Consider the following 18,264-nt stretch of genomic DNA (forward strand, 5'->3'; position numbering starts at 1 on the left):
GCCACCACCCCCCCCGCGGGCTTTGGGGGCCCGGGGTCTGGGGCGGAGCCCCAGGTCTTTGAACGGGCGGAGCCTGGGCTTTGGGGGGTCAGGGCCGGGCGAGGTCCAGTTCGTAGCGGCGGGCGTGGCGGGTGCCGCTCGGGAGGGGGAAGCGGTCCGCCAGGGTCATGCCCAGGCGCTCCGCCACCGCGATGGACCGCGTGTTCGTGTCGTCGATCATCGCCACCACCCGCGGCACCCCCGCCCCCCGCACCCGCTCCAGCGTGGCCAGCGCAGCGGCGTACGCGTAGCCCTGGCCCCACGCGGAGCGTCCCAGCCGCCAGCCGATCTCGATCTCCCCGACCGGGCCCCACTCCTTCTCCCGCGGCCACGGCTGGGCCCCCGTGAAGCCGACCACCGCGCCCTCCTCGTCCAGCAGCGTCCACAGGCAGTAGCCGAGCTGTGCGTCGTGCATGCGCTGGCGGGCGGTGAACTCCACGTACGAGGAGAGCTCCGCCGGTCCGCCGAGGAACTCCATGACGTCCGGGTCGTCGAACACCCCGTGCCAGGCGTGCGCGTCCTCATGGGTGGGCACGCGCAGCGTTACGGCGGGGAGCGGCCGGGTCGGCGAGGTGGTCACAGGAGGCAGCCCTTCGGTTCGCGATCTCTCTCGCTGCATAGACTGCACATGTCCGGTGCCGTTGGGCACCCTTTATCGAGCCTTCGGGAGACCCAGCCGTGACCGAGCCCCTCTCCGAACACTCCGCGGACGTGATCGTCGTCGGGGCCGGGCCCGCCGGCTCCACCACCGCGTACTACCTCGCCAAGGCCGGACTGGACGTCCTGCTGCTGGAGAAGACCGCGTTCCCGCGCGAGAAGGTCTGCGGCGACGGCCTGACCCCGCGCGCCACCAAGCAGCTGGTCGCGATGGGCATCGACATCTCCGAAGAGGCCGGCTGGCTCCGCAACAAGGGCCTGCGCATCATCGGCGGCGGGCAGCGGCTCCAGCTGGACTGGCCGGAACTCGCCTCCTACCCGGACTACGGACTGGTCCGCAAGCGCGACGACTTCGACGAGACGCTGGCCCGCCAGGCGCAGAAGGCCGGCGCCCGGCTGTACGAGCGCTGCACCGTCGGCGAGCCGGTGCGCGACCCCCGCACCGGCCACATCACCGGCGTACAGGCCAAGCTGGGCGAGGAGAAGACCCCGGTCACCTTCCACGCCCCGCTGGTCGTCGCCGCCGACGGCAACTCCTCGCGGCTGTCCCTCGCCATGGGACTGCACCGGCGTGAGGACCGGCCCATGGGCGTGGCCGTGCGCACGTACTTCACCTCGCCGCGGCACGACGACGACTACCTGGAGTCCTGGCTGGAACTGTGGGACCGGCGCGGCGCGCAGGACCGGCTGCTGCCCGGCTACGGCTGGATCTTCGGCATGGGCGACGGCACGTCCAACGTCGGCCTCGGCATCCTCAACTCCTCCTCCGCCTTCAGGGAGCTGGACTGGCGCGAGGTCCTCAAGGCCTGGTGCGCGTCCATGCCGGAGGACTGGGGCTACACCCCGGAGAACATGACCCAGCCGATCCGCGGCGCGGCCCTGCCGATGGCCTTCAACCGGCAGCCGCACTACACCAAGGGCCTGCTGCTGGTCGGTGACGCGGGCGGCCTGGTCAACCCGTTCAACGGCGAGGGCATCGCCTACGCCATGGAGTCGGGCCAGATCGCGGCCGACGTCATCGTGCAGGCGCACGCCCGGGCCACCCCGGCCCAGCGCGAACTGGCGCTGCACAGCTACCCGAAGGTGCTGAAGGAGACGTACGGCGGCTACTACACGCTGGGCCGCGCCTTCGTGAAGCTGATCGGCAACCCGAAGGTCATGAAGGTCGCCACGCAGCGCGGCCTGACGCACCCGGTGCTGATGAAGTTCACGCTGAAGATGCTGGCCAACCTCACCGACCCGACGGGCGGCGACGCGATGGACCGCATCATCAACGGCCTCTCGAAGGTGGCCCCGAAGGCCTGAGTCGGCTGTCGGACGGACCGGACGGACCGGACGGACCGGGCGGACCGGACGGACCGGGCGGATCGGGCGGATCGGGCGGGGGTTCCCCGTCCCGGTCCGCTTCGGCGTGCACGCTGCGCACGCACCGGGCCAGCAGGAGCAGCCCGCACACCAGCATCGCGCCCGAGACGGTCCAGCCGAGCGCGAGGGCGAGCGGGTGCCCGGGCCTGTGCCAGGGGCGGGCGGTGGTCAGCAGCCAGCCGCCGACGGCGAGGAGGCCGAGCCCGAGCGCGGCCCGGGCGGCGGTCGGATCGCCGGGGCCGTGCTTCCCGTACGGCTTCAGGTTCACGCCGCCATCTTCGCAGGGCCCGGTTCGCGGGCAGGACGAAGGGCCGGTACTCCGCCCCCGAGCGGGGGAGCACCGGCCCTTGCGCCGTTTCGAGCGGTGCGGGCGGCTCAGAGGACGCGCACGGCACCCGTCGGCTTGTCGTAGCTCATGCTGCGCTCGACGATGCCCGTGCTGGGGTTCTGCGCGCCGACGAACTTGCCGCCGCCGACGTACAGGGCGACGTGGTACGCGTTGCCCTTGGAGCCCCAGTACAGGATGTCGCCCGGCTGCAGGGCGCTCAGCGACACCGACGTGCCGGCCGAGGACTGCGCCTGGGACATGCGCGGCAGGCTGATGCCGGCCTGGCGGTAGGCGGCCTGGACGAGGCCGGAGCAGTCGAACGAGGACGGCCCGGTGCCGCCCATCACGTACGCCTTGCCGACCTGCGCGCGGGCGAAGTTCACGATGGCGGCGGCGGAGCCGGTCGCCGGGGCGGCCACGGAGGCGCCGGAGCCGTCGCTGGGCGTCGCGGTGGACTTGGTCTGCAGCGTGGAGCGGGTGCTGTTGCGGCTGGCGCGCTCGGCCTCGGCCTTGCGGTCGGCCTCTTCCTTGGCCTTCTTGGCCGCGGCGTCGTCGTCGGCCTTCTTCTGGGCCGCCTCCTTCGCCTGCTTGGCCTCGGCGGCGGCGCCGGTACGGGCGCTCTCCTCCTGGGCCGTCAGTTCGCCCTCGACGGCGGCCGCGCGGGTGTTCTCGGCGGCGGTGGCGACGGCGGAGGAGACCTCGGCGGCCAGGTCCAGGTTCAGGACCGGCATTTCGAGCGTCGTCTCGGCCACGGGCTCGGCGGGGGACGCGCTCGCGGTGCCGGCCATGGCGAGGGTGCTGAGGACGCCACCGGCAACTCCGGCGCGGACCGCGAGCTTCGAGGCGCTGCGGCGGGGCTTCCGGTGGCTGGGTATGTGAGCGGTGTGGGACATGAGGACAACCGCTATCAGGGCGCGAGGGGTCCCTTCAAGAAACGTGGCTTGCGCCACAGTTGCGCGCGAACGGCGCTAACCGGGCGTGCCGCGCATCTTATTGACGCCGTAACGGGCAGAACGGACACCCTTTCACAAGGCTGTGATCATGGGGTTTCCGAAATAAGTCCGAATTGATCCTTGGCCTACCATCCCTCCGCACAGATGGCCAAGCCCTCTTTCCTCGTCACGAAACGGGAGTGGCGCAGGTCACAGGAGCGTCACACTGTGCGGACGCTGTGGGCCTTCCGTGACCTCGCCGTGAACTCCCCGTCCGACTTCGTGAACGGATGCACGCGGCGGGGGTGTCCCTGGACCCCCGTATGCCCGGCGTCCACCTCCGTACACACACCCTCCCTCGACCGGGCGACGCCGGTTCCTTTATCACCGCGACGGACCCAAGGCCAATTTGCTTGCAATGGCCATCATTTGATAGGGCGAAACCTCTTCCACCTGCGGTAACTGGCTCCGATGTCACCTTTGGTGATCATGTGGATGCTTCGCGTACGAAGATCACCACTCATCGGACTTGATGATCGTTCGTCAGGTGGTGGAGATCACAAACTCGGTGTTGTTACCCGTGTCGCAGATCACAGAGGAGCAGGCATAAGATGCGCACGAGTCCGGCTTGTGAACTGCCTCACATGGATGCGTTCGATCAAGGAGTGATCTTCGCGAGGCGGGACACGCCCCGGCTGCCGCTGGGAGGTACCCCAGCCGGCGCAGCGGTCCAACGGTCAAGGACGACTGGAAGGAGCGAGGAGCGTGAATGCGTACGCGCCCATCCTCGTGCTCGGCGCCCTCGGCGCAGGGTTTGCGATCTTCTCCGTGGTCATGGCCACGCTGATCGGCCCAAAACGGTACAACCGGGCAAAGCTTGAGGCATACGAGTGCGGCATCGAGCCGACACCCGTGCCGGCCGGCGGCGGCCGCTTCCCCATCAAGTACTACCTGACGGCGATGCTCTTCATCGTCTTCGACATCGAGGTTGTCTTCCTCTACCCCTGGGCGGTCACCTTCGACTCCCTGGGGATCTTCGGGCTCGTCGAGATGCTCCTCTTCGTGCTCACCGTCTTCGTCGCCTACGCCTACGTGTGGCGCCGCGGCGGCCTGGAATGGGACTGAGGGGCTGAATTTCCCATGGGACTGGAAGAGAAGCTGCCGAGCGGCTTTCTGCTGACCACCGTCGAACAGGCGGCGGGCTGGGTGCGCAAGTCATCCGTCTTTCCCGCGACCTTCGGCCTGGCCTGCTGCGCCATCGAGATGATGACCACCGGAGCGGGACGGTACGACCTGGCCCGCTTCGGCATGGAGGTCTTCCGGGGCTCGCCCCGCCAGGCCGACCTGATGATCGTGGCCGGCCGGGTCAGCCAGAAGATGGCGCCGGTGCTGCGGCAGGTGTACGACCAGATGCCGGCTCCCAAATGGGTCATCTCCATGGGGGTTTGCGCATCTTCGGGTGGAATGTTCAACAACTACGCGATCGTCCAGGGCGTCGACCACATCGTCCCGGTGGACATCTACCTGCCCGGCTGCCCGCCGCGCCCCGAGATGCTGATGGACGCGATCCTCAAGCTCCACCAGAAGATCCAGGGCTCGAAGCTCGGCGTGAACCGGGAAGAGGCGGCACGTGAGGCGGAGGAGGCGGCCCTCAAGGCCCTCCCCACCATCGAGATGAAGGGGCTGCTCCGGTGAGCGAGACCCGAGAGCCGGACAACGGCGACAACAACGGCAACGGCGACGGCGAGAACAACGTCCCCGCCCCGCGCGCGAGCGGCCCCGAGGTCATCGGCGTCCGCAAGGGCATGTTCGGCGCCGCGAACGGCGGCGACACCAGCGGCTACGGCGGCCTCGTCCGCACCGTGGCCCTGCCCGGACCGGCCAGCCGCCCGTACGGCTCCTGGTTCGACGAGGTGGCCGACGAACTCGAAGGCGCCCTGGAGGAGCAGGACCTGGTCCCCGAGAACGCCATCGAGAAGACCGTGGTCGACCGCGGCGAGCTCACCTTCCACATCGCCCGCGAGCACCTCGTCCGGGTCGCGCGCACCCTGCGCGACGACCCCGCCCTGCGCTTCGAGCTCTGCACCGGCGTCTCCGGGGTGCACTTCCCCGGGGACAAGGGCCGCGAGCTGCACGCCGTCTACCACCTGCGCTCGCTCACCCACGGCCGGATCCTGCGGCTGGAGGTGTCCGTCCCGGACAGCGACCCGCACGTCCCCTCGCTCGTCTCCGTCTACCCGACCAACGACTGGCACGAGCGCGAGACGTACGACTTCTTCGGCCTGGTCTTCGACGGGCACCCGGCCCTCACGCGGATCATGATGCCGGACGACTGGCAGGGCTTCCCGCAGCGCAAGGACTACCCGCTCGGCGGCATCGCCGTCGAGTACAAGGGCGCCCAGATCCCGGCTCCCGACCAGCGGAGGTCGTACAGCTGATGTCCACGTCAAACCATGCCTCTGCTCGCGAGACGACCGAGGGCACCGTCTACACCGTCACCGGCGGCGACTGGGACGAGATCGTCCAGTCCGCGGCCAAGGCCGACGACGAGCGGATCGTCGTCAACATGGGCCCGCAGCACCCGTCCACCCACGGAGTGCTCCGCCTGATCCTGGAGATCGACGGCGAGACGGTCACCGAGGCCCGCTGCGGCATCGGCTACCTGCACACCGGCATCGAGAAGAACCTCGAATTCCGGAACTGGACGCAGGGCACCACCTTCGTGACGCGCATGGACTACCTGACGCCGTTCTTCAACGAGACGGCGTACTGCCTCGGCGTCGAGAAGCTGCTCGGCATCACCGACCAGATCCCGGACCGCGCCACCGTCATCCGCGTCCTGCTGATGGAGCTCAACCGGCTCTCCTCCCACCTGGTGTGCATCGCCACCGGCGGCATGGAGCTGGGCGCGACCACGATCATGATCTACGGCTTCCGCGACCGCGAGCTGATCCTCGACATCTTCGAGCTGATCACCGGACTGCGCATGAACCACGCGTTCGTCCGCCCCGGCGGCCTGGCGCAGGACCTGCCGCCCGGCGCCGTCGACCAGCTGCGCGAGTTCGTGAAGACCATGAAGAAGAACCTGCCGGAGTACGACAAGCTCGCCACCGGCAACCCCATCTTCAAGGCCCGCATGCAGGACGTCGGCTACCTCGACCTCACCGGAGCCATGGCGCTGGGCGCCACCGGCCCGATCCTGCGCTCCGCGGGCCTGCCGCACGACCTGCGCAAGTCGGACCCGTACTGCGGCTACGAGACCTACGAGTTCGACGTGCCGACCACCGAGACCTGCGACTCCTACGGACGCTTCCTGATCCGTCTGGAGGAGATGCGCCAGTCGCTGCGGATCGTCGAGCAGTGCCTGGACCGGCTGGAGCCGGGCCCGGTGATGGTCGCCGACAAGAAGATCGCCTGGCCGGCGCAGCTGGCGATGGGCCCCGACGGGCTCGGCAACTCGCTCGACCACATCAAGAACATCATGGGCACCTCCATGGAGGCCCTCATCCACCACTTCAAGCTGGTGACCGAGGGCTTCCGGGTGCCGGCCGGGCAGGCCTACGCGGCCGTCGAATCGCCCAAGGGCGAGCTCGGGGTGCACGTGGTCTCCGACGGCGGCACCCGCCCCTACCGGGTCCACTTCCGCGACCCGTCCTTCACCAACCTTCAGGCCATGGCGGCGATGTGCGAGGGCGGCCAGGTCGCCGACGTCATCGTCGCCGTCGCCTCCATCGACCCCGTGATGGGAGGCGTCGACCGATGACCGACATCTCATTGGGCATGCCGCAGCTTCCCGCCCCCGACTTCCCGGCCGACGTACGCGAGCGCCTCGAAGCCGACGCGAAGCAGGTCATCGCCCGCTACCCCGACAGCCGCAGCGCGCTGCTGCCGCTGCTGCACCTGTGCCAGTCGGAGGAGGGCCACGTCTCGCGCACCGGCATCCGCTTCTGCGCCGACGTACTGGGCCTGACCACCGCCGAGGTCACGGCGGTGGCCACCTTCTACACGATGTACCGGCGCAAGCCCTCGGGCGACTACCAGGTCGGCGTCTGTACGAACACCCTGTGCGCGGTCATGGGCGGCGACGCCATCTTCGACGAGCTCAAGCAGCACCTCGGGGTCGGCAACAACGAGACCACCCCCGACGGCAAGGTCACCCTCGAGCACATCGAGTGCAACGCGGCCTGCGACTACGCCCCCGTGGTGATGGTCAACTGGGAGTTCTTCGACAACCAGACCCCCGAGTCCGCCAAGGCCATGGTGGACGACCTGCTGGCCGGCCGGCCCGTCGAGCCGACCCGGGGCGCGCCGCTGTGCACGTACAAGGAGACCGCCCGGATCCTCGCCGGCTTCCCCGACGAGCGCGAGGGCGCGGTCGAGGCGACCGGCGGGGCCGGCCCCGCCTCCCTGATCGGCCTGCGCATCGCCCGCGGCGAGACCCCGCGCACCCCGATCGTCCACCCGCGCGGCGAGAGCACCATCGAGGGAGGGGAGTGATGTCCGTGTCATCCAAGGAAAGTCACGGGGGTACCTCCCAGCCGGAGACCGGGGGAGGGACCAGCCCGGAGAAGCTCCTCGCACCCGTCCTGTCGGCCTTCTGGGACGAACCCGAATCGTGGACGCTGGAGACCTACCGGCGCCACGAGGGCTACGAAGGCCTGCGCAAGGCGCTCGCGATGACCCCGGACGACCTCATCGCCTACGTCAAGGACTCGGGTCTGCGCGGCCGCGGCGGCGCCGGCTTCCCCACCGGGATGAAGTGGCAGTTCATCCCGCAGGGCGACGGAAAGCCGCACTACCTCGTCGTGAACGCCGACGAGTCGGAGCCGGGAACCTGCAAGGACATCCCCCTCCTCTTCGCCAACCCGCACTCCCTCATCGAGGGAATGATCATCGCCTGCTACGCGATCCGCTCCGAGCACGCCTTCATCTACCTGCGCGGCGAGACGGTGCCCGTCCTGCGGCGCCTGCACGAGGCCGTGCGCGAGGCGAACGCGGCCGGATACCTCGGCAAGGACATCGACGGCACCGGGCGCAACCTCGACATCACGGTGCACGCGGGAGCGGGCGCCTACATCTGCGGCGAGGAGACGGCTCTGCTCGACTCCCTCGAAGGCCGGCGCGGCCAGCCCCGGCTGCGTCCCCCCTTCCCTGCCGTGGAGGGGCTCTACGCCTGCCCCACTGTCGTCAACAACGTGGAGTCCATCGCCTCGGTTCCCGCGATCCTGAACAGGGGCAAGGACTGGTTCAAGTCGATGGGGACCGAGAAGTCCCCCGGCTTCACGCTGTATTCGCTCTCCGGGCACGTCGCGGGCCCCGGCCAGTACGAGGCCCCGCTCGGCATCACCCTGCGCCAGCTGCTCGACATGAGCGGCGGGATGCGGCCCGGGCACCGGCTGAAGTTCTGGACCCCGGGCGGCTCCTCCACCCCGATGTTCACCGACGAGCACCTCGACGTCCCGCTGGACTACGAGGGCGTGGGCGCGGCCGGCTCGATGCTGGGCACCAAGGCGCTCCAGTGCTTCGACGAGACCACCTGCGTGGTGCGGGCCGTGACCCGGTGGACCGAGTTCTACGCCCACGAGTCCTGCGGCAAGTGCACGCCCTGCCGCGAAGGCACGTACTGGCTGGTCCAGCTGCTGCGCGACATCGAAGCCGGCAAGGGCGTCATGTCGGACCTCGACAAGCTGAACGACATCGCCGACAACATCAACGGCAAGTCCTTCTGCGCGCTCGGCGACGGCGCCGCCAGCCCCATCTTCTCCTCGCTCAAGTACTTCCGCGCGGAGTACGAGCAGCACATCACGGGCAAGGGCTGCCCCTTCGACCCCAGGAAGTCGACCCTCTGGGCTGACACGGAGGTGAACGCATGACCGTCACCAGTAACGCTCCCGCCGGTGGCGGAGGGGGCGCCGTACCACCGGAGAACCTGGTGTCCCTCACCATCGACGGCGTCGAGCTGTCGGTCCCCAAGGGCACGCTCGTCATCCGGGCCGCCGAGCAGCTGGGCATCGAGATCCCGCGGTTCTGCGACCACCCCCTGCTCTCCCCGGCCGGCGCCTGCCGCCAGTGCATCGTCGAGGTCGAGGGCCAGCGCAAGCCGATGGCCTCCTGCACCATCACCTGCACCGACGGCATGGTCGTCAAGACCCAGCTGACCTCCGAGGTCGCCGACAAGTCCCAGCGCGGTGTGATGGAGCTGCTGCTCATCAACCACCCGCTGGACTGCCCGGTCTGCGACAAGGGCGGCGAGTGCCCGCTGCAGAACCAGGCGATGTCGCACGGCAACGCCGAATCCCGGTTCGAGGGCAGGAAGCGCACCTACGAGAAGCCGGTCCCGATCTCCACGCAGGTGCTGCTGGACCGCGAGCGGTGCGTGCTGTGCGCGCGCTGCACCCGCTTCTCCAACGAGATCGCCGGAGACCCGATGATCGAGCTGCTGGAGCGCGGCGCGCTCCAGCAGGTCGGCACCGGCGAGGACGACCCCTTCGAGTCGTACTTCTCCGGCAACACCATCCAGATCTGCCCCGTCGGCGCCCTCACCTCCGCCGCGTACCGGTTCCGCTCCCGCCCCTTCGACCTCGTCTCCTCCCCGAGCGTGTGCGAGCACTGCGCGGGCGGCTGCGCGACCCGGACCGACCACCGGCGCGGCAAGGTGCTGCGCAGGCTGGCCGCGGAGGACCCCGAGGTCAACGAGGAGTGGATCTGCGACAAGGGCCGCTTCGGGTTCCGCTACGCGCAGCAGCGCGACCGGCTCACGACCCCGCTGGTGCGCAGCGCCGCCGGTGTCCTGGAGCCGGCGAGCTGGCCCGAGGCCCTGGAGGCCGCGGCGAACGGCCTCGCCGGGGCGCGCGGCCGGGCCGGGGTGCTGACCGGCGGACGGCTCACCGTCGAGGACGCCTACGCGTACGCCAAGTTCGCGCGGGTGGTCCTGGACACCAACGACATCGACTTCCGGGCCCGCGTGCACAGCGCGGAGGAGGCCGACTTCCTGGCCGCCGCCGTCGCCGGGACCGGCAAGGACCTCGGGGGCGCGGGGGTCACGTACACCTCGCTGGAGGCGGCGCCGGCCGTCCTGCTCGCCGGCATCGAGTCCGAGGAGGAGGCCCCCGGGGTCTTCCTGCGGCTGCGCAAGGCCCGCCGCAAGCACAAGCAGCGGACCTTCGCCCTGGCCCCCTTCGCCACCCGGGGCCTGGAGAAGGCGGGCGGCACCCTGCTGGCCGCCGCCCCCGGCACCGAGCCCGAGTGGCTGGACGCACTCGCCTCCCGGACCGGTCTGGAGGCGGGCGGCGCGGCCGCCGCCGACGCACTGCGCCAGAGCGGCGCGGTCATCGTCGTCGGCGAGCGCCTCGCCGGCGTGCCGGGCGCGCTGACCGCCGCCGTACGGGCCGCCACCGCGACCGGGGCGACGCTGGTGTGGATCCCGCGCCGGGCCGGTGAGCGGGCCGCCGTCGAGGCGGGCGCGCTGCCGTCCCTGCTGCCCGGCGGCCGTCCGGCCACCGACCCGCGGGCCCGCGACGAGGTCGCCACCGCCTGGGGCCTGGACGAACTCCCGCACCGCTACGGCCGCGACACCGGCCAGATCGTCGAGGCCGCGGCCACCCGCGAACTGTCCGCGCTGGTGGTCGCGGGCGTCGAGGTCGCGGACCTGCCCGACCCGGCCCGCGCCCGGACCGCCCTCCAGGAGGCCTTCGTGGTCTCCCTGGAACTGCGGCCGAGCGAGGTCACCGAGCACGCGGACGTGGTCTTCCCGGTCGCCGCCGTGGTCGAGAAGGCCGGCGCCTTTATCAACTGGGAGGGCAGGGTCCGGCCGTTCGAGGCCGCGCTCAAGCCCGACCAGATGACCCGCCGGCTGGCCCCGGCCGACGCCCGCGTGCTGCACATGCTGGCCGACGCCGCCGACCGGCCGATCGCGCTGCCCGACGTACACGCCGTACGCCGCGAGCTCGACCGCCTCGGCGGCTGGGCCGGGGAGCGCGCCGCCGGGCAGTCCGCCGACACCGCGCCGCTGCCCCGCCCGGGCGCCGGCGAGGCGGTCCTCGCGGGCCACCGGCTCCTGCTCGACCAGGGCAGGCTCCAGGAGGGCGACGAAGCCCTGGCCGGCACCCGGCACGAGGCCAGCGCCCGGCTTTCGGCGGCCACGGCGGCCGAGACGGGCGTCAAGAACGGGGACGTCCTCGCGGTCACCGGCCCGGCCGGCTCCGTGGAACTGCCCCTGCGGATCACCGAGATGCCCGACCGCGTGGTCTGGCTCCCGCTGAACTCCACCGGGTCCGGGGTCCTCGCCGACACCGGAGCCCGCCCGGGCACCCTCGTCCGGATCGGCCCCGCGACCCCGGCCGGCACCGGCGACACCACTGCGGAGGTGGGCGCGTGAACGCGGTACAGCTTGCCGCCGAGGACCTGAGCCTGTTCGGCAGGGACGTCTGGTGGCTGGTCGTCATCAAGGCGGTGTTCTGCTTCGCCTTCCTGATGGTGACCGTGCTCTTCTCCATCGTGTGGGAGCGCAAGGTCGTCGCCTGGATGCAGCTGCGCATCGGCCCCAACCGGCACGGCCCCTGGGGCATGCTCCAGTCCCTCGCCGACGGCGTGAAGCTCATGCTGAAGGAAGACCTGATCGTCAAGCGGGCCGACAAGGTCGTCTACGTCCTGGCCCCGATCATCGCGGCGATCCCGGCCTTCATGGCCATCGCGGTGATCCCCTTCGGTCCCGCCGGCAACGAGGTCTCCATCTTCGGCCAGCGCACCACGATGCAGCTGACCGACCTGCCCATCGCGATGCTCTACATCCTCGCGGTGGCCTCGGTCGGCATCTACGGCATCGTGCTGGCCGGCTGGTCCTCCGGCTCGACCTACCCGCTCCTCGGCGGCCTGCGCTCCTGCGCGCAGATGATCTCCTACGAGATCGCGATGGGCGCGGCCTTCGCCTCGGTCTTCCTCTACTCCGGGTCGATGTCGACCTCGGCGATCGTGGAGGCCCAGGCCGACCGCTGGTACATCGTGCTGCTGCCGGTGTCCTTCATCATCTACGTCGTCACGATGGTCGGCGAGACGAACCGCGCCCCCTTCGACATGCCGGAGTCCGAGGGCGACCTGGTCGGCGGCTTCAACACCGAGTACTCGTCCATCAAGTTCGCGCTGTTCATGCTCGCCGAGTACGTCAACATGGTCACCGTCTCCGCGGTGTCGGTCACCCTCTTCCTGGGTGGCTGGCGGGCCCCGTACCCGATCAGCACCTTCTGGGAGGGCGCGAACCACGGCTGGTGGCCGATGCTCTGGTTCGTCCTCAAGGTGCAGCTGCTCCTCTTCTTCTTCATCTGGCTGCGCGGCACGCTGCCGCGCGTGCGCTACGACCAGCTGATGAAGCTCGGCTGGAAGGTCCTGATCCCGGTCTCCGTGGTCTGGCTGATGCTGGTCGCGACCGTGCGGGCGCTGCGCAACGAGCAGTACGACTTCAGCCAGATCGTCCTCTACGTCGGCGGCGGCGTCGTGGCGATCCTGCTCCTCTCCTTCATCGCGGACCTGTTCCGCGACAAACGGGAGAAGGCCGCCGCGGAGGTGGCCGGCAAGACCGCCGCGGCCGAGCCTTTCGACCCGCTCGCGGGCGGATTCCCCGTACCGCCCAAGCCCGGCCAGCACCTGGCACCCGTACCGCGGCGCCGACCGCGGAGCGAGTGGGAGCTGATTGTCAGTGGTGGCGCGAATACTGAGAGTGACCGAGAGGAGGGTGCTGGAAATGGCTGACACCGACCCGAACGAGAAGTGGCAGAACCCGGTTGCCGGCTTCGGCGTGACCTTCAAGGCCATGTTCAAGAAGCGCCTCACCGAGCAGTACCCGGAGCAGCAGAAGACCACCGCCCCGCGCTTCCACGGGCGGCACCAGCTCAACCGGCACCCCGACGGTCTGGAGAAGTGCATCGGGTGCGAGCTGTGCGCCTGGGCCTGTCCCGCCGATGCCATCTACGTGGAGGGCGCGGACAACACCGAGGAGGAGCGCTACTCCCCGGGGGAGCGGTACGGCGCCGTCTACCAGATCAACTACGCCCGCTGCATCCTGTGCGGGCTGTGCGTCGAGGCGTGCCCGACCAGGGCGCTGACCATGACGAACGAGTTCGAACTGGCCGACGCCAGCCGCGAGTCGCTCATCTACACCAAGGAGCAGCTGCTCGCCGGGCTCACCGAGGGCATGGTCGAGGCGCCGCACGAGATGTTCCCCGGCACCGAGGACACGGACTACTACCGCGGACTGGTGACGGGGGCCGCCCCCGGCACCGTCCGGCAGACGGGCGTGTCCAAGGGCGAGACCGCGGAAGACAACGAGGGGGTGCAGGCATGAGCGCCCTCGCCGCCACCGTGACCTCGACGGGCGAAGCGGTCCAGTTCTGGATCCTCGGCACGGTCGCCGTCATCGGCGCGCTGGCCACGATCCTGATGAAGCGGGCCGTGCACAGCGCCCTCAGCCTGGCCGGGACGATGATCATCCTGGCGGTCTTCTACCTCGCGAACGGGGCGTACTTCCTGGGCGTCGTCCAGGTCATCGTCTACACCGGCGCGATCATGATGCTCTTCCTCTTCGTGGTCATGCTCGTCGGCGTCACCGCCGCCGACTCCCTCAAGGAGACCATCAAGGGACAGCGCTGGCTGGCCGTCCTGTGCGGGCTCGGCTTCGGCATCCTGCTGATCGCCGGCATCGGCAACGCCGGGCTCACCCACTTCAACGGACTCGGCCGGATCAACTCCGCCGGGCACGTCGAGGGCCTGGCCCAGCTGATCTTCACCAAGTACGTCTTCGCCTTCGAGTTGACCGGCGCGCTGCTGATCACCGCGGCCGTCGGCGCGATGGTGCTCACCCACCGCGAGCGCACCGAGCGGGCCGCCACCCAGCGCGAACTGGCCGAGCGCCGCGTCCGCGAGAACGTCCAGCTCCCGCCGCTGCCCGCGCCCGGCGTCTACGCCCGGCACAACGCCGTGGACATCGCCGGTCTGCTGCCGGACGGCACCCCGTCCGAGCTGACGGTCAGCAAGACGCTGCGCGCCCGCGGCCAGATCCGCGACGTCTCCGCCGAGGCGCTGTCCGACCTCAAGGCACTGGAACAGGCCTCCTCGGAGCGCCTCGGCCGTGAGGAGGCCCCGAAGTGAATCCGGTCAACTACCTGTACCTGGCGGCCCTGCTGTTCACCATCGGCGCGGCCGGCGTGCTGATCCGCAAGAACGCGATCGTGCTGTTCATGTGCGTGGAGCTCATGCTCAACGCCTGCAACCTCGCCTTCGTCGCCTTCTCGCGGATGCACGGCAACCTCGACGGCCAGATCATCGCCTTCTTCACGATGGTCGTCGCCGCCGCGGAGGTCGTGGTCGGCCTGGCGATCATCGTGTCGCTGTTCCGTACCCGCCACTCGGCCTCGGTCGACGACGCCAGCCTGATGAAGCTGTAAGGGGCGTTCACAGTGGAGAATCTGATTGCGCTGCTGGTGGCAGCGCCCCTGCTCGGAGCGGTGGTGCTGCTGTGCGGCGGCCGGCGCCTCGACAAGACCGGCCACTGGATCGGCACCCTGCTCGCGGCCGTCTCCTTCGGCATCGGCGCCGTGCTCTTCGCCGACATGCTGGGACGCGGCGCCGACGACCGGACCCTGCACCAGCGGCTGTTCACCTGGATCCCCGTCGAGGGCTTCCAGGCGGACCTGGCCTTCCAGCTGGACCAGCTGTCGATGACCTTCGTCCTGCTGATCTCCGGGGTGGGCACGCTCATCCACGTGTACTCGATCGGGTACATGGAGCACGACGAGCGCCGCCGCCGCTTCTTCGGCTACCTCAACCTGTTCGTCGCGGCCATGCTGCTGCTGGTCCTCGCCGACAACTACCTGCTCCTGTACTTCGGCTGGGAGGGCGTCGGCCTCGCCTCGTACCTCCTGATCGGCTTCTGGCAGCACAAGCCCAGCGCGGCCACGGCCGCGAAGAAGGCCTTCCTGGTCAACCGGGTCGGCGACATGGGCCTGTCCATCGCGATCATGCTGATGTTCACCACCTTCGGGACCTTCGCCTTCGGGCCGGTGCTCGGCGCGGTGGGGGAGACGTCGGAGGGCACGCTGACGGCGATCGGCCTGATGCTGCTGCTGGCCGCCTGCGGCAAGTCCGCCCAGGTGCCGCTGCAGTCCTGGCTCGGTGACGCGATGGAGGGCCCGACCCCGGTCTCGGCCCTGATCCACGCGGCGACCATGGTGACCGCGGGCGTGTACCTGATCGTCCGCTCCGGAGCAATCTTCAACGCCGCTCCGGACGCCCAGCTGGTGGTCACCATCGTCGGCGCGGTCACGCTGCTCTTCGGTGCGATCGTCGGTTGCGCGAAGGACGACATCAAGAAGGCCCTCGCCGGGTCGACGATGTCGCAGATCGGCTACATGATCCTCGCGGCGGGCCTCGGCCCGATCGGCTACGTCTTCGCGATCATGCACCTGGTCACGCACGGCTTCTTCAAGGCCGGCCTGTTCCTCGGCGCCGGTTCCGTGATGCACGGGATGAACGACGAGGTCGACATGCGCAAGTACGGCGGCCTGCGCAAGTACATGCCGGTCACCTTCGTGACCTTCGGCCTCGGCTACCTCGCGATCATCGGCTTCCCGGGCCTGTCCGGGTTCTTCTCCAAGGACATGATCATCGAGGCGGCCTTCGCCAAGGGCGGCACCCAGGGCTGGATCCTCGGCGGGGTCACCCTGCTGGGCGCCGGCATCACCGCCTTCTACATGACCCGGGTCATGCTCCTCACCTTCTTCGGCGAGAAGCGCTGGCAGCCGGACGCCGAAGGGCACGCGCCCCACCCGCACGAGTCCCCGAAGTCCATGACCATCCCGATGATCATCCTGGCCTTCGGCTCGGTCTTCGCCGGCGGCTTCTTCGAGATCGGCGAGCGGTTCCTGAACTGGCTGGAGCCCGTCACCGGTTACGAACACGGCCACCCGCCGGTCAGCGCCATGACGGTGACCGCCTCCACCATGGTCGTCCTCGTCATCGGCGTCGGCATCGCCTGGGCGATGTACGGCCGTAAGCCCGTCCCGGTCATCGCCCCGCGCGGCTCGCTGCTCACCCGGGCGGCCCGGCGGGACCTCCTCCAGGACGACTTCAACCACGTCGTGCTGGTACGCGGCGGGGAGCACCTGACCCGCTCCCTCGTGTATGTCGACCACAGCCTGGTCGACGGGGTGGTCAACGGCACGGCCGCCTCGGTCGGCGGCCTGTCCGGCCGGCTGCGCAAGCTGCAGAACGGCTACGCCCGCAGCTACGCGGTCTCGATGTTCGGGGGCACGGCGATCCTCATCGCCGCGACCCTGCTGATGAGGGCGGTGTGAGATGAGTTTCCCGCTTCTGACGCTGACGGCCGCGGTCCCCGCGGTCGGAGCGATCCTGACGGCAGCCGTCCCGGCCGCCCGGCGGACCGCCGCCAAGTGGCTCGCCCTGCTCTTCTCCCTGGCGACCCTGGCCCTGGCCGTGCTCGTCGCGATCCGCTTCGAGCCCGGCGGCGACCGCTACCAGCTCACCGAATCCCACTCCTGGATCGCCGACTTCGGCGTCCGCTACGAGCTGGGCGTGGACGGGATCGGGGTGGTGCTCATCGGGCTCACCGCGCTCCTGATGCCGTTCATCATTCTGGCCGGCTGGCACGACGCCGACCCGTTGGAGACCAAGAGTCAGCGCTGGCGGCCGACCCAGGGCTTCTTCGCCCTGATCCTGCTGGTCGAGGCGATGGTGATCATCTCCTTCGAGGCCACCGACGTCTTCCTCTTCTACATCTTCTTCGAAGCCATGCTGATCCCGATGTACTTCCTCATCGGCGGCTTCGGGGACCGGGCGACTTCCTCTCGATCAGCCGCTGCCGCGGCGGGCGGCTCCGACGAGAACGCGGCCACGCAGCGCTCGTACGCGGCGGTCAAGTTCCTCCTCTACAACCTGGCCGGCGGCCTGATCATGCTGGCCGCCGTCATCGGGCTGTATGTGGTCGCGGGGAACTTCTCGCTCCAGGAGATCGCCGCGGCCCGCGCCGCGGGCACGCTCGACATGGCGACCAACACCGAGCGGTGGCTCTTCCTGGGCTTCTTCTTCGCCTTCGCGGTGAAGGCCCCGCTGTGGCCGCTGCACACCTGGCTGCCGAACGCGATGGGCGAGGCCACCGCCCCGGTCGCCGTGCTGATCACCGCGATCGTCGACAAGGTCGGCACCTTCGCGATGCTCCGCTTCTGCCTCGGACTCTTCCCCGAGGCCAGCAAGTGGGCCACACCGGTGATCCTCGTCCTGGCCCTGATCAGCATCGTCTACGGCGCGCTGGTCGCGGTCGGCCAGCGCGACATCAAGCGGCTGATCGCCTACGCCTCCATCTCGCACTTCGGGTTCATCATCCTGGGCATCTTCGCGATGACCTCCCAGGGACAGTCCGGTGCGACGCTCTACATGGTCAACCACGGCATCTCGACGGCGGCGCTGATGCTGGTGGCCGGCTTCCTGATCTCGCGGCGCGGCTCGCGGCTCATCGCCGACTACGGCGGCGTGCAGAAGGTGGCCCCGGTCCTCGCCGGCACCTTCCTGATCGGCGGCCTCGCCACCCTCTCGCTGCCCGGGCTCGCGCCCTTCGTCAGCGAGTTCCTGGTCCTGGTCGGCACCTTCGCCCGGTACCCGGTCGTCGGCATCATCGCCACCATCGGCATCGTGCTCGCCGCGCTCTACACGCTGGTCCTCTACCAGCGCACGATGACCGGCCCCGTGAAGGAGGAGGTCCGCACCATGCCGGACCTGCGCCTGCGGGAGGTGCTGGTGGTCGCCCCGCTGATCGCGCTGCTGATCGGACTGGGCGTGTACCCGAAGGTGCTGACCGACATCGTCAACCCGGCGGTGAAGCACACCATGTCGGACGTGAAGCAGACCGACCCCGCACCTGAAGTGGAGGCGGCGAAGTGA

At 69.8% G+C, this 18,264-nt stretch carries 17 protein-coding genes; 14 read left to right on the forward strand and 3 right to left on the reverse strand.

Going from position 1 to position 18,264, the window contains the following annotated elements; translation table 11 throughout:
* Positions 1–88: 88 nt before the first annotated feature.
* Positions 89–619, reverse strand: a complete 531-nt coding sequence (locus tag ACFWP3_RS22245; RefSeq protein ID WP_384223760.1) for a GNAT family N-acetyltransferase — start codon at positions 617–619, stop codon at positions 89–91.
* A 98-nt stretch (positions 620–717) separates the two neighbouring features.
* Between ACFWP3_RS22245 and ACFWP3_RS22250 the strand changes: the two genes are divergently transcribed.
* A complete protein-coding gene (locus tag ACFWP3_RS22250) occupies positions 718–2,001 on the forward strand; it encodes a geranylgeranyl reductase family protein (RefSeq protein ID WP_384223762.1) in 1,284 nt (427 codons plus the stop codon).
* Here the strand turns inward: ACFWP3_RS22250 and ACFWP3_RS22255 are convergent.
* Positions 1,967–2,329, reverse strand: coding sequence for a hypothetical protein (locus ACFWP3_RS22255; RefSeq protein ID WP_384223764.1), 363 nt, complete (start codon positions 2,327–2,329; stop codon positions 1,967–1,969). The genes ACFWP3_RS22250 and ACFWP3_RS22255 overlap by 35 nt on opposite strands.
* Positions 2,330–2,436: 107 nt before the next feature.
* Positions 2,437–3,282: a C40 family peptidase gene (locus ACFWP3_RS22260; protein ID WP_384223766.1), complete on the reverse strand. Its 846-nt coding sequence runs from the start codon at positions 3,280–3,282 to the stop codon at positions 2,437–2,439.
* An 804-nt stretch (positions 3,283–4,086) separates the two neighbouring features.
* On the opposite strand from ACFWP3_RS22260, the gene ACFWP3_RS22265 reads away from it, so the two are divergent.
* The 13 genes from ACFWP3_RS22265 to ACFWP3_RS22325 are packed head-to-tail and all read left to right on the forward strand — an operon-like array spanning position 4,087 to position 18,264.
* On the forward strand, positions 4,087–4,446 hold the full coding sequence (locus ACFWP3_RS22265) for an NADH-quinone oxidoreductase subunit A (protein ID WP_008738438.1): 360 nt from the start codon (positions 4,087–4,089) through the stop codon (positions 4,444–4,446).
* A gap of 15 nt (positions 4,447–4,461) precedes the next feature.
* Complete coding sequence (locus tag ACFWP3_RS22270) at positions 4,462–5,016, forward strand: NADH-quinone oxidoreductase subunit B family protein (RefSeq protein ID WP_007265818.1); 555 nt, start codon at positions 4,462–4,464, stop codon at positions 5,014–5,016.
* Positions 5,013–5,759: an NADH-quinone oxidoreductase subunit C gene (locus tag ACFWP3_RS22275; RefSeq protein WP_384223770.1), complete on the forward strand. Its 747-nt coding sequence runs from the start codon at positions 5,013–5,015 to the stop codon at positions 5,757–5,759. The genes ACFWP3_RS22270 and ACFWP3_RS22275 overlap by 4 nt, the downstream gene beginning before the upstream one ends.
* The gene (locus ACFWP3_RS22280) at positions 5,759–7,084 is read left to right on the forward strand and encodes an NADH-quinone oxidoreductase subunit D (RefSeq protein ID WP_384223772.1); all 1,326 of its coding nucleotides are present in this window, start codon (positions 5,759–5,761) and stop codon (positions 7,082–7,084) included. Before ACFWP3_RS22275 ends, ACFWP3_RS22280 begins: the two co-directional genes overlap by 1 nt.
* Positions 7,081–7,818, forward strand: coding sequence for an NADH-quinone oxidoreductase subunit NuoE (nuoE, locus tag ACFWP3_RS22285; protein ID WP_384223775.1), 738 nt, complete (start codon positions 7,081–7,083; stop codon positions 7,816–7,818). The genes ACFWP3_RS22280 and nuoE overlap by 4 nt, the downstream gene beginning before the upstream one ends.
* Positions 7,818–9,194: an NADH-quinone oxidoreductase subunit NuoF gene (nuoF, locus tag ACFWP3_RS22290; protein ID WP_384223777.1), complete on the forward strand. Its 1,377-nt coding sequence runs from the start codon at positions 7,818–7,820 to the stop codon at positions 9,192–9,194. The genes nuoE and nuoF overlap by 1 nt, the downstream gene beginning before the upstream one ends.
* Positions 9,191–11,698 carry an NADH-quinone oxidoreductase subunit G gene (locus tag ACFWP3_RS22295; RefSeq protein WP_384223780.1) on the forward strand — a complete coding sequence of 836 codons (2,508 nt, stop codon included), beginning with the start codon at positions 9,191–9,193 and terminating at the stop codon, positions 11,696–11,698. The genes nuoF and ACFWP3_RS22295 overlap by 4 nt, the downstream gene beginning before the upstream one ends.
* Positions 11,695–13,065 carry an NADH-quinone oxidoreductase subunit NuoH gene (gene nuoH / locus ACFWP3_RS22300; protein ID WP_384223782.1) on the forward strand — a complete coding sequence of 457 codons (1,371 nt, stop codon included), beginning with the start codon at positions 11,695–11,697 and terminating at the stop codon, positions 13,063–13,065. Before ACFWP3_RS22295 ends, nuoH begins: the two co-directional genes overlap by 4 nt.
* Positions 13,058–13,657 (forward strand): NADH-quinone oxidoreductase subunit NuoI, encoded by a 600-nt coding sequence (gene nuoI / locus ACFWP3_RS22305; protein ID WP_384223785.1) that lies wholly within the window; start codon positions 13,058–13,060, stop codon positions 13,655–13,657. The genes nuoH and nuoI overlap by 8 nt, the downstream gene beginning before the upstream one ends.
* Positions 13,654–14,460 carry an NADH-quinone oxidoreductase subunit J gene (locus ACFWP3_RS22310; protein ID WP_384223787.1) on the forward strand — a complete coding sequence of 269 codons (807 nt, stop codon included), beginning with the start codon at positions 13,654–13,656 and terminating at the stop codon, positions 14,458–14,460. The genes nuoI and ACFWP3_RS22310 overlap by 4 nt, the downstream gene beginning before the upstream one ends.
* Positions 14,457–14,756, forward strand: coding sequence for an NADH-quinone oxidoreductase subunit NuoK (gene nuoK, locus ACFWP3_RS22315; RefSeq protein WP_030864698.1), 300 nt, complete (start codon positions 14,457–14,459; stop codon positions 14,754–14,756). Before ACFWP3_RS22310 ends, nuoK begins: the two co-directional genes overlap by 4 nt.
* 12 nt (positions 14,757–14,768) lie before the next feature.
* Positions 14,769–16,664 carry an NADH-quinone oxidoreductase subunit L gene (nuoL, locus tag ACFWP3_RS22320; RefSeq protein ID WP_384223790.1) on the forward strand — a complete coding sequence of 632 codons (1,896 nt, stop codon included), beginning with the start codon at positions 14,769–14,771 and terminating at the stop codon, positions 16,662–16,664.
* A 1-nt stretch (position 16,665) separates the two neighbouring features.
* Complete coding sequence (locus tag ACFWP3_RS22325) at positions 16,666–18,264, forward strand: NADH-quinone oxidoreductase subunit M (RefSeq protein ID WP_384223793.1); 1,599 nt, start codon at positions 16,666–16,668, stop codon at positions 18,262–18,264.

Source organism: Streptomyces sp. NPDC058525 (genome assembly GCF_042719495.1).
Taxonomy (GTDB): Bacteria; Actinomycetota; Actinomycetes; order Streptomycetales; family Streptomycetaceae; genus Streptomyces.

What these genes read in the sequence shown, in the direction of transcription:
- ACFWP3_RS22260 (WP_384223766.1), bottom strand. Translation starts at nt 3,282, where the DNA reads ATGTCCCACACCGCTCACATACCCAGCCACCGGAAGCCCCGCCGCAGC.
- ACFWP3_RS22270 (WP_007265818.1), top strand. Translation starts at nt 4,462, where the DNA reads ATGGGACTGGAAGAGAAGCTGCCGAGCGGCTTTCTGCTGACCACCGTC.
- ACFWP3_RS22280 (WP_384223772.1), top strand. Translation starts at nt 5,759, where the DNA reads ATGTCCACGTCAAACCATGCCTCTGCTCGCGAGACGACCGAGGGCACC.
- nuoE (WP_384223775.1), top strand. Translation starts at nt 7,081, where the DNA reads ATGACCGACATCTCATTGGGCATGCCGCAGCTTCCCGCCCCCGACTTC.
- nuoF (WP_384223777.1), top strand. Translation starts at nt 7,818, where the DNA reads ATGTCCGTGTCATCCAAGGAAAGTCACGGGGGTACCTCCCAGCCGGAG.
- ACFWP3_RS22295 (WP_384223780.1), top strand. Translation starts at nt 9,191, where the DNA reads ATGACCGTCACCAGTAACGCTCCCGCCGGTGGCGGAGGGGGCGCCGTA.
- nuoI (WP_384223785.1), top strand. Translation starts at nt 13,058, where the DNA reads ATGGCTGACACCGACCCGAACGAGAAGTGGCAGAACCCGGTTGCCGGC.
- ACFWP3_RS22310 (WP_384223787.1), top strand. Translation starts at nt 13,654, where the DNA reads ATGAGCGCCCTCGCCGCCACCGTGACCTCGACGGGCGAAGCGGTCCAG.
- ACFWP3_RS22325 (WP_384223793.1), top strand. Translation starts at nt 16,666, where the DNA reads ATGAGTTTCCCGCTTCTGACGCTGACGGCCGCGGTCCCCGCGGTCGGA.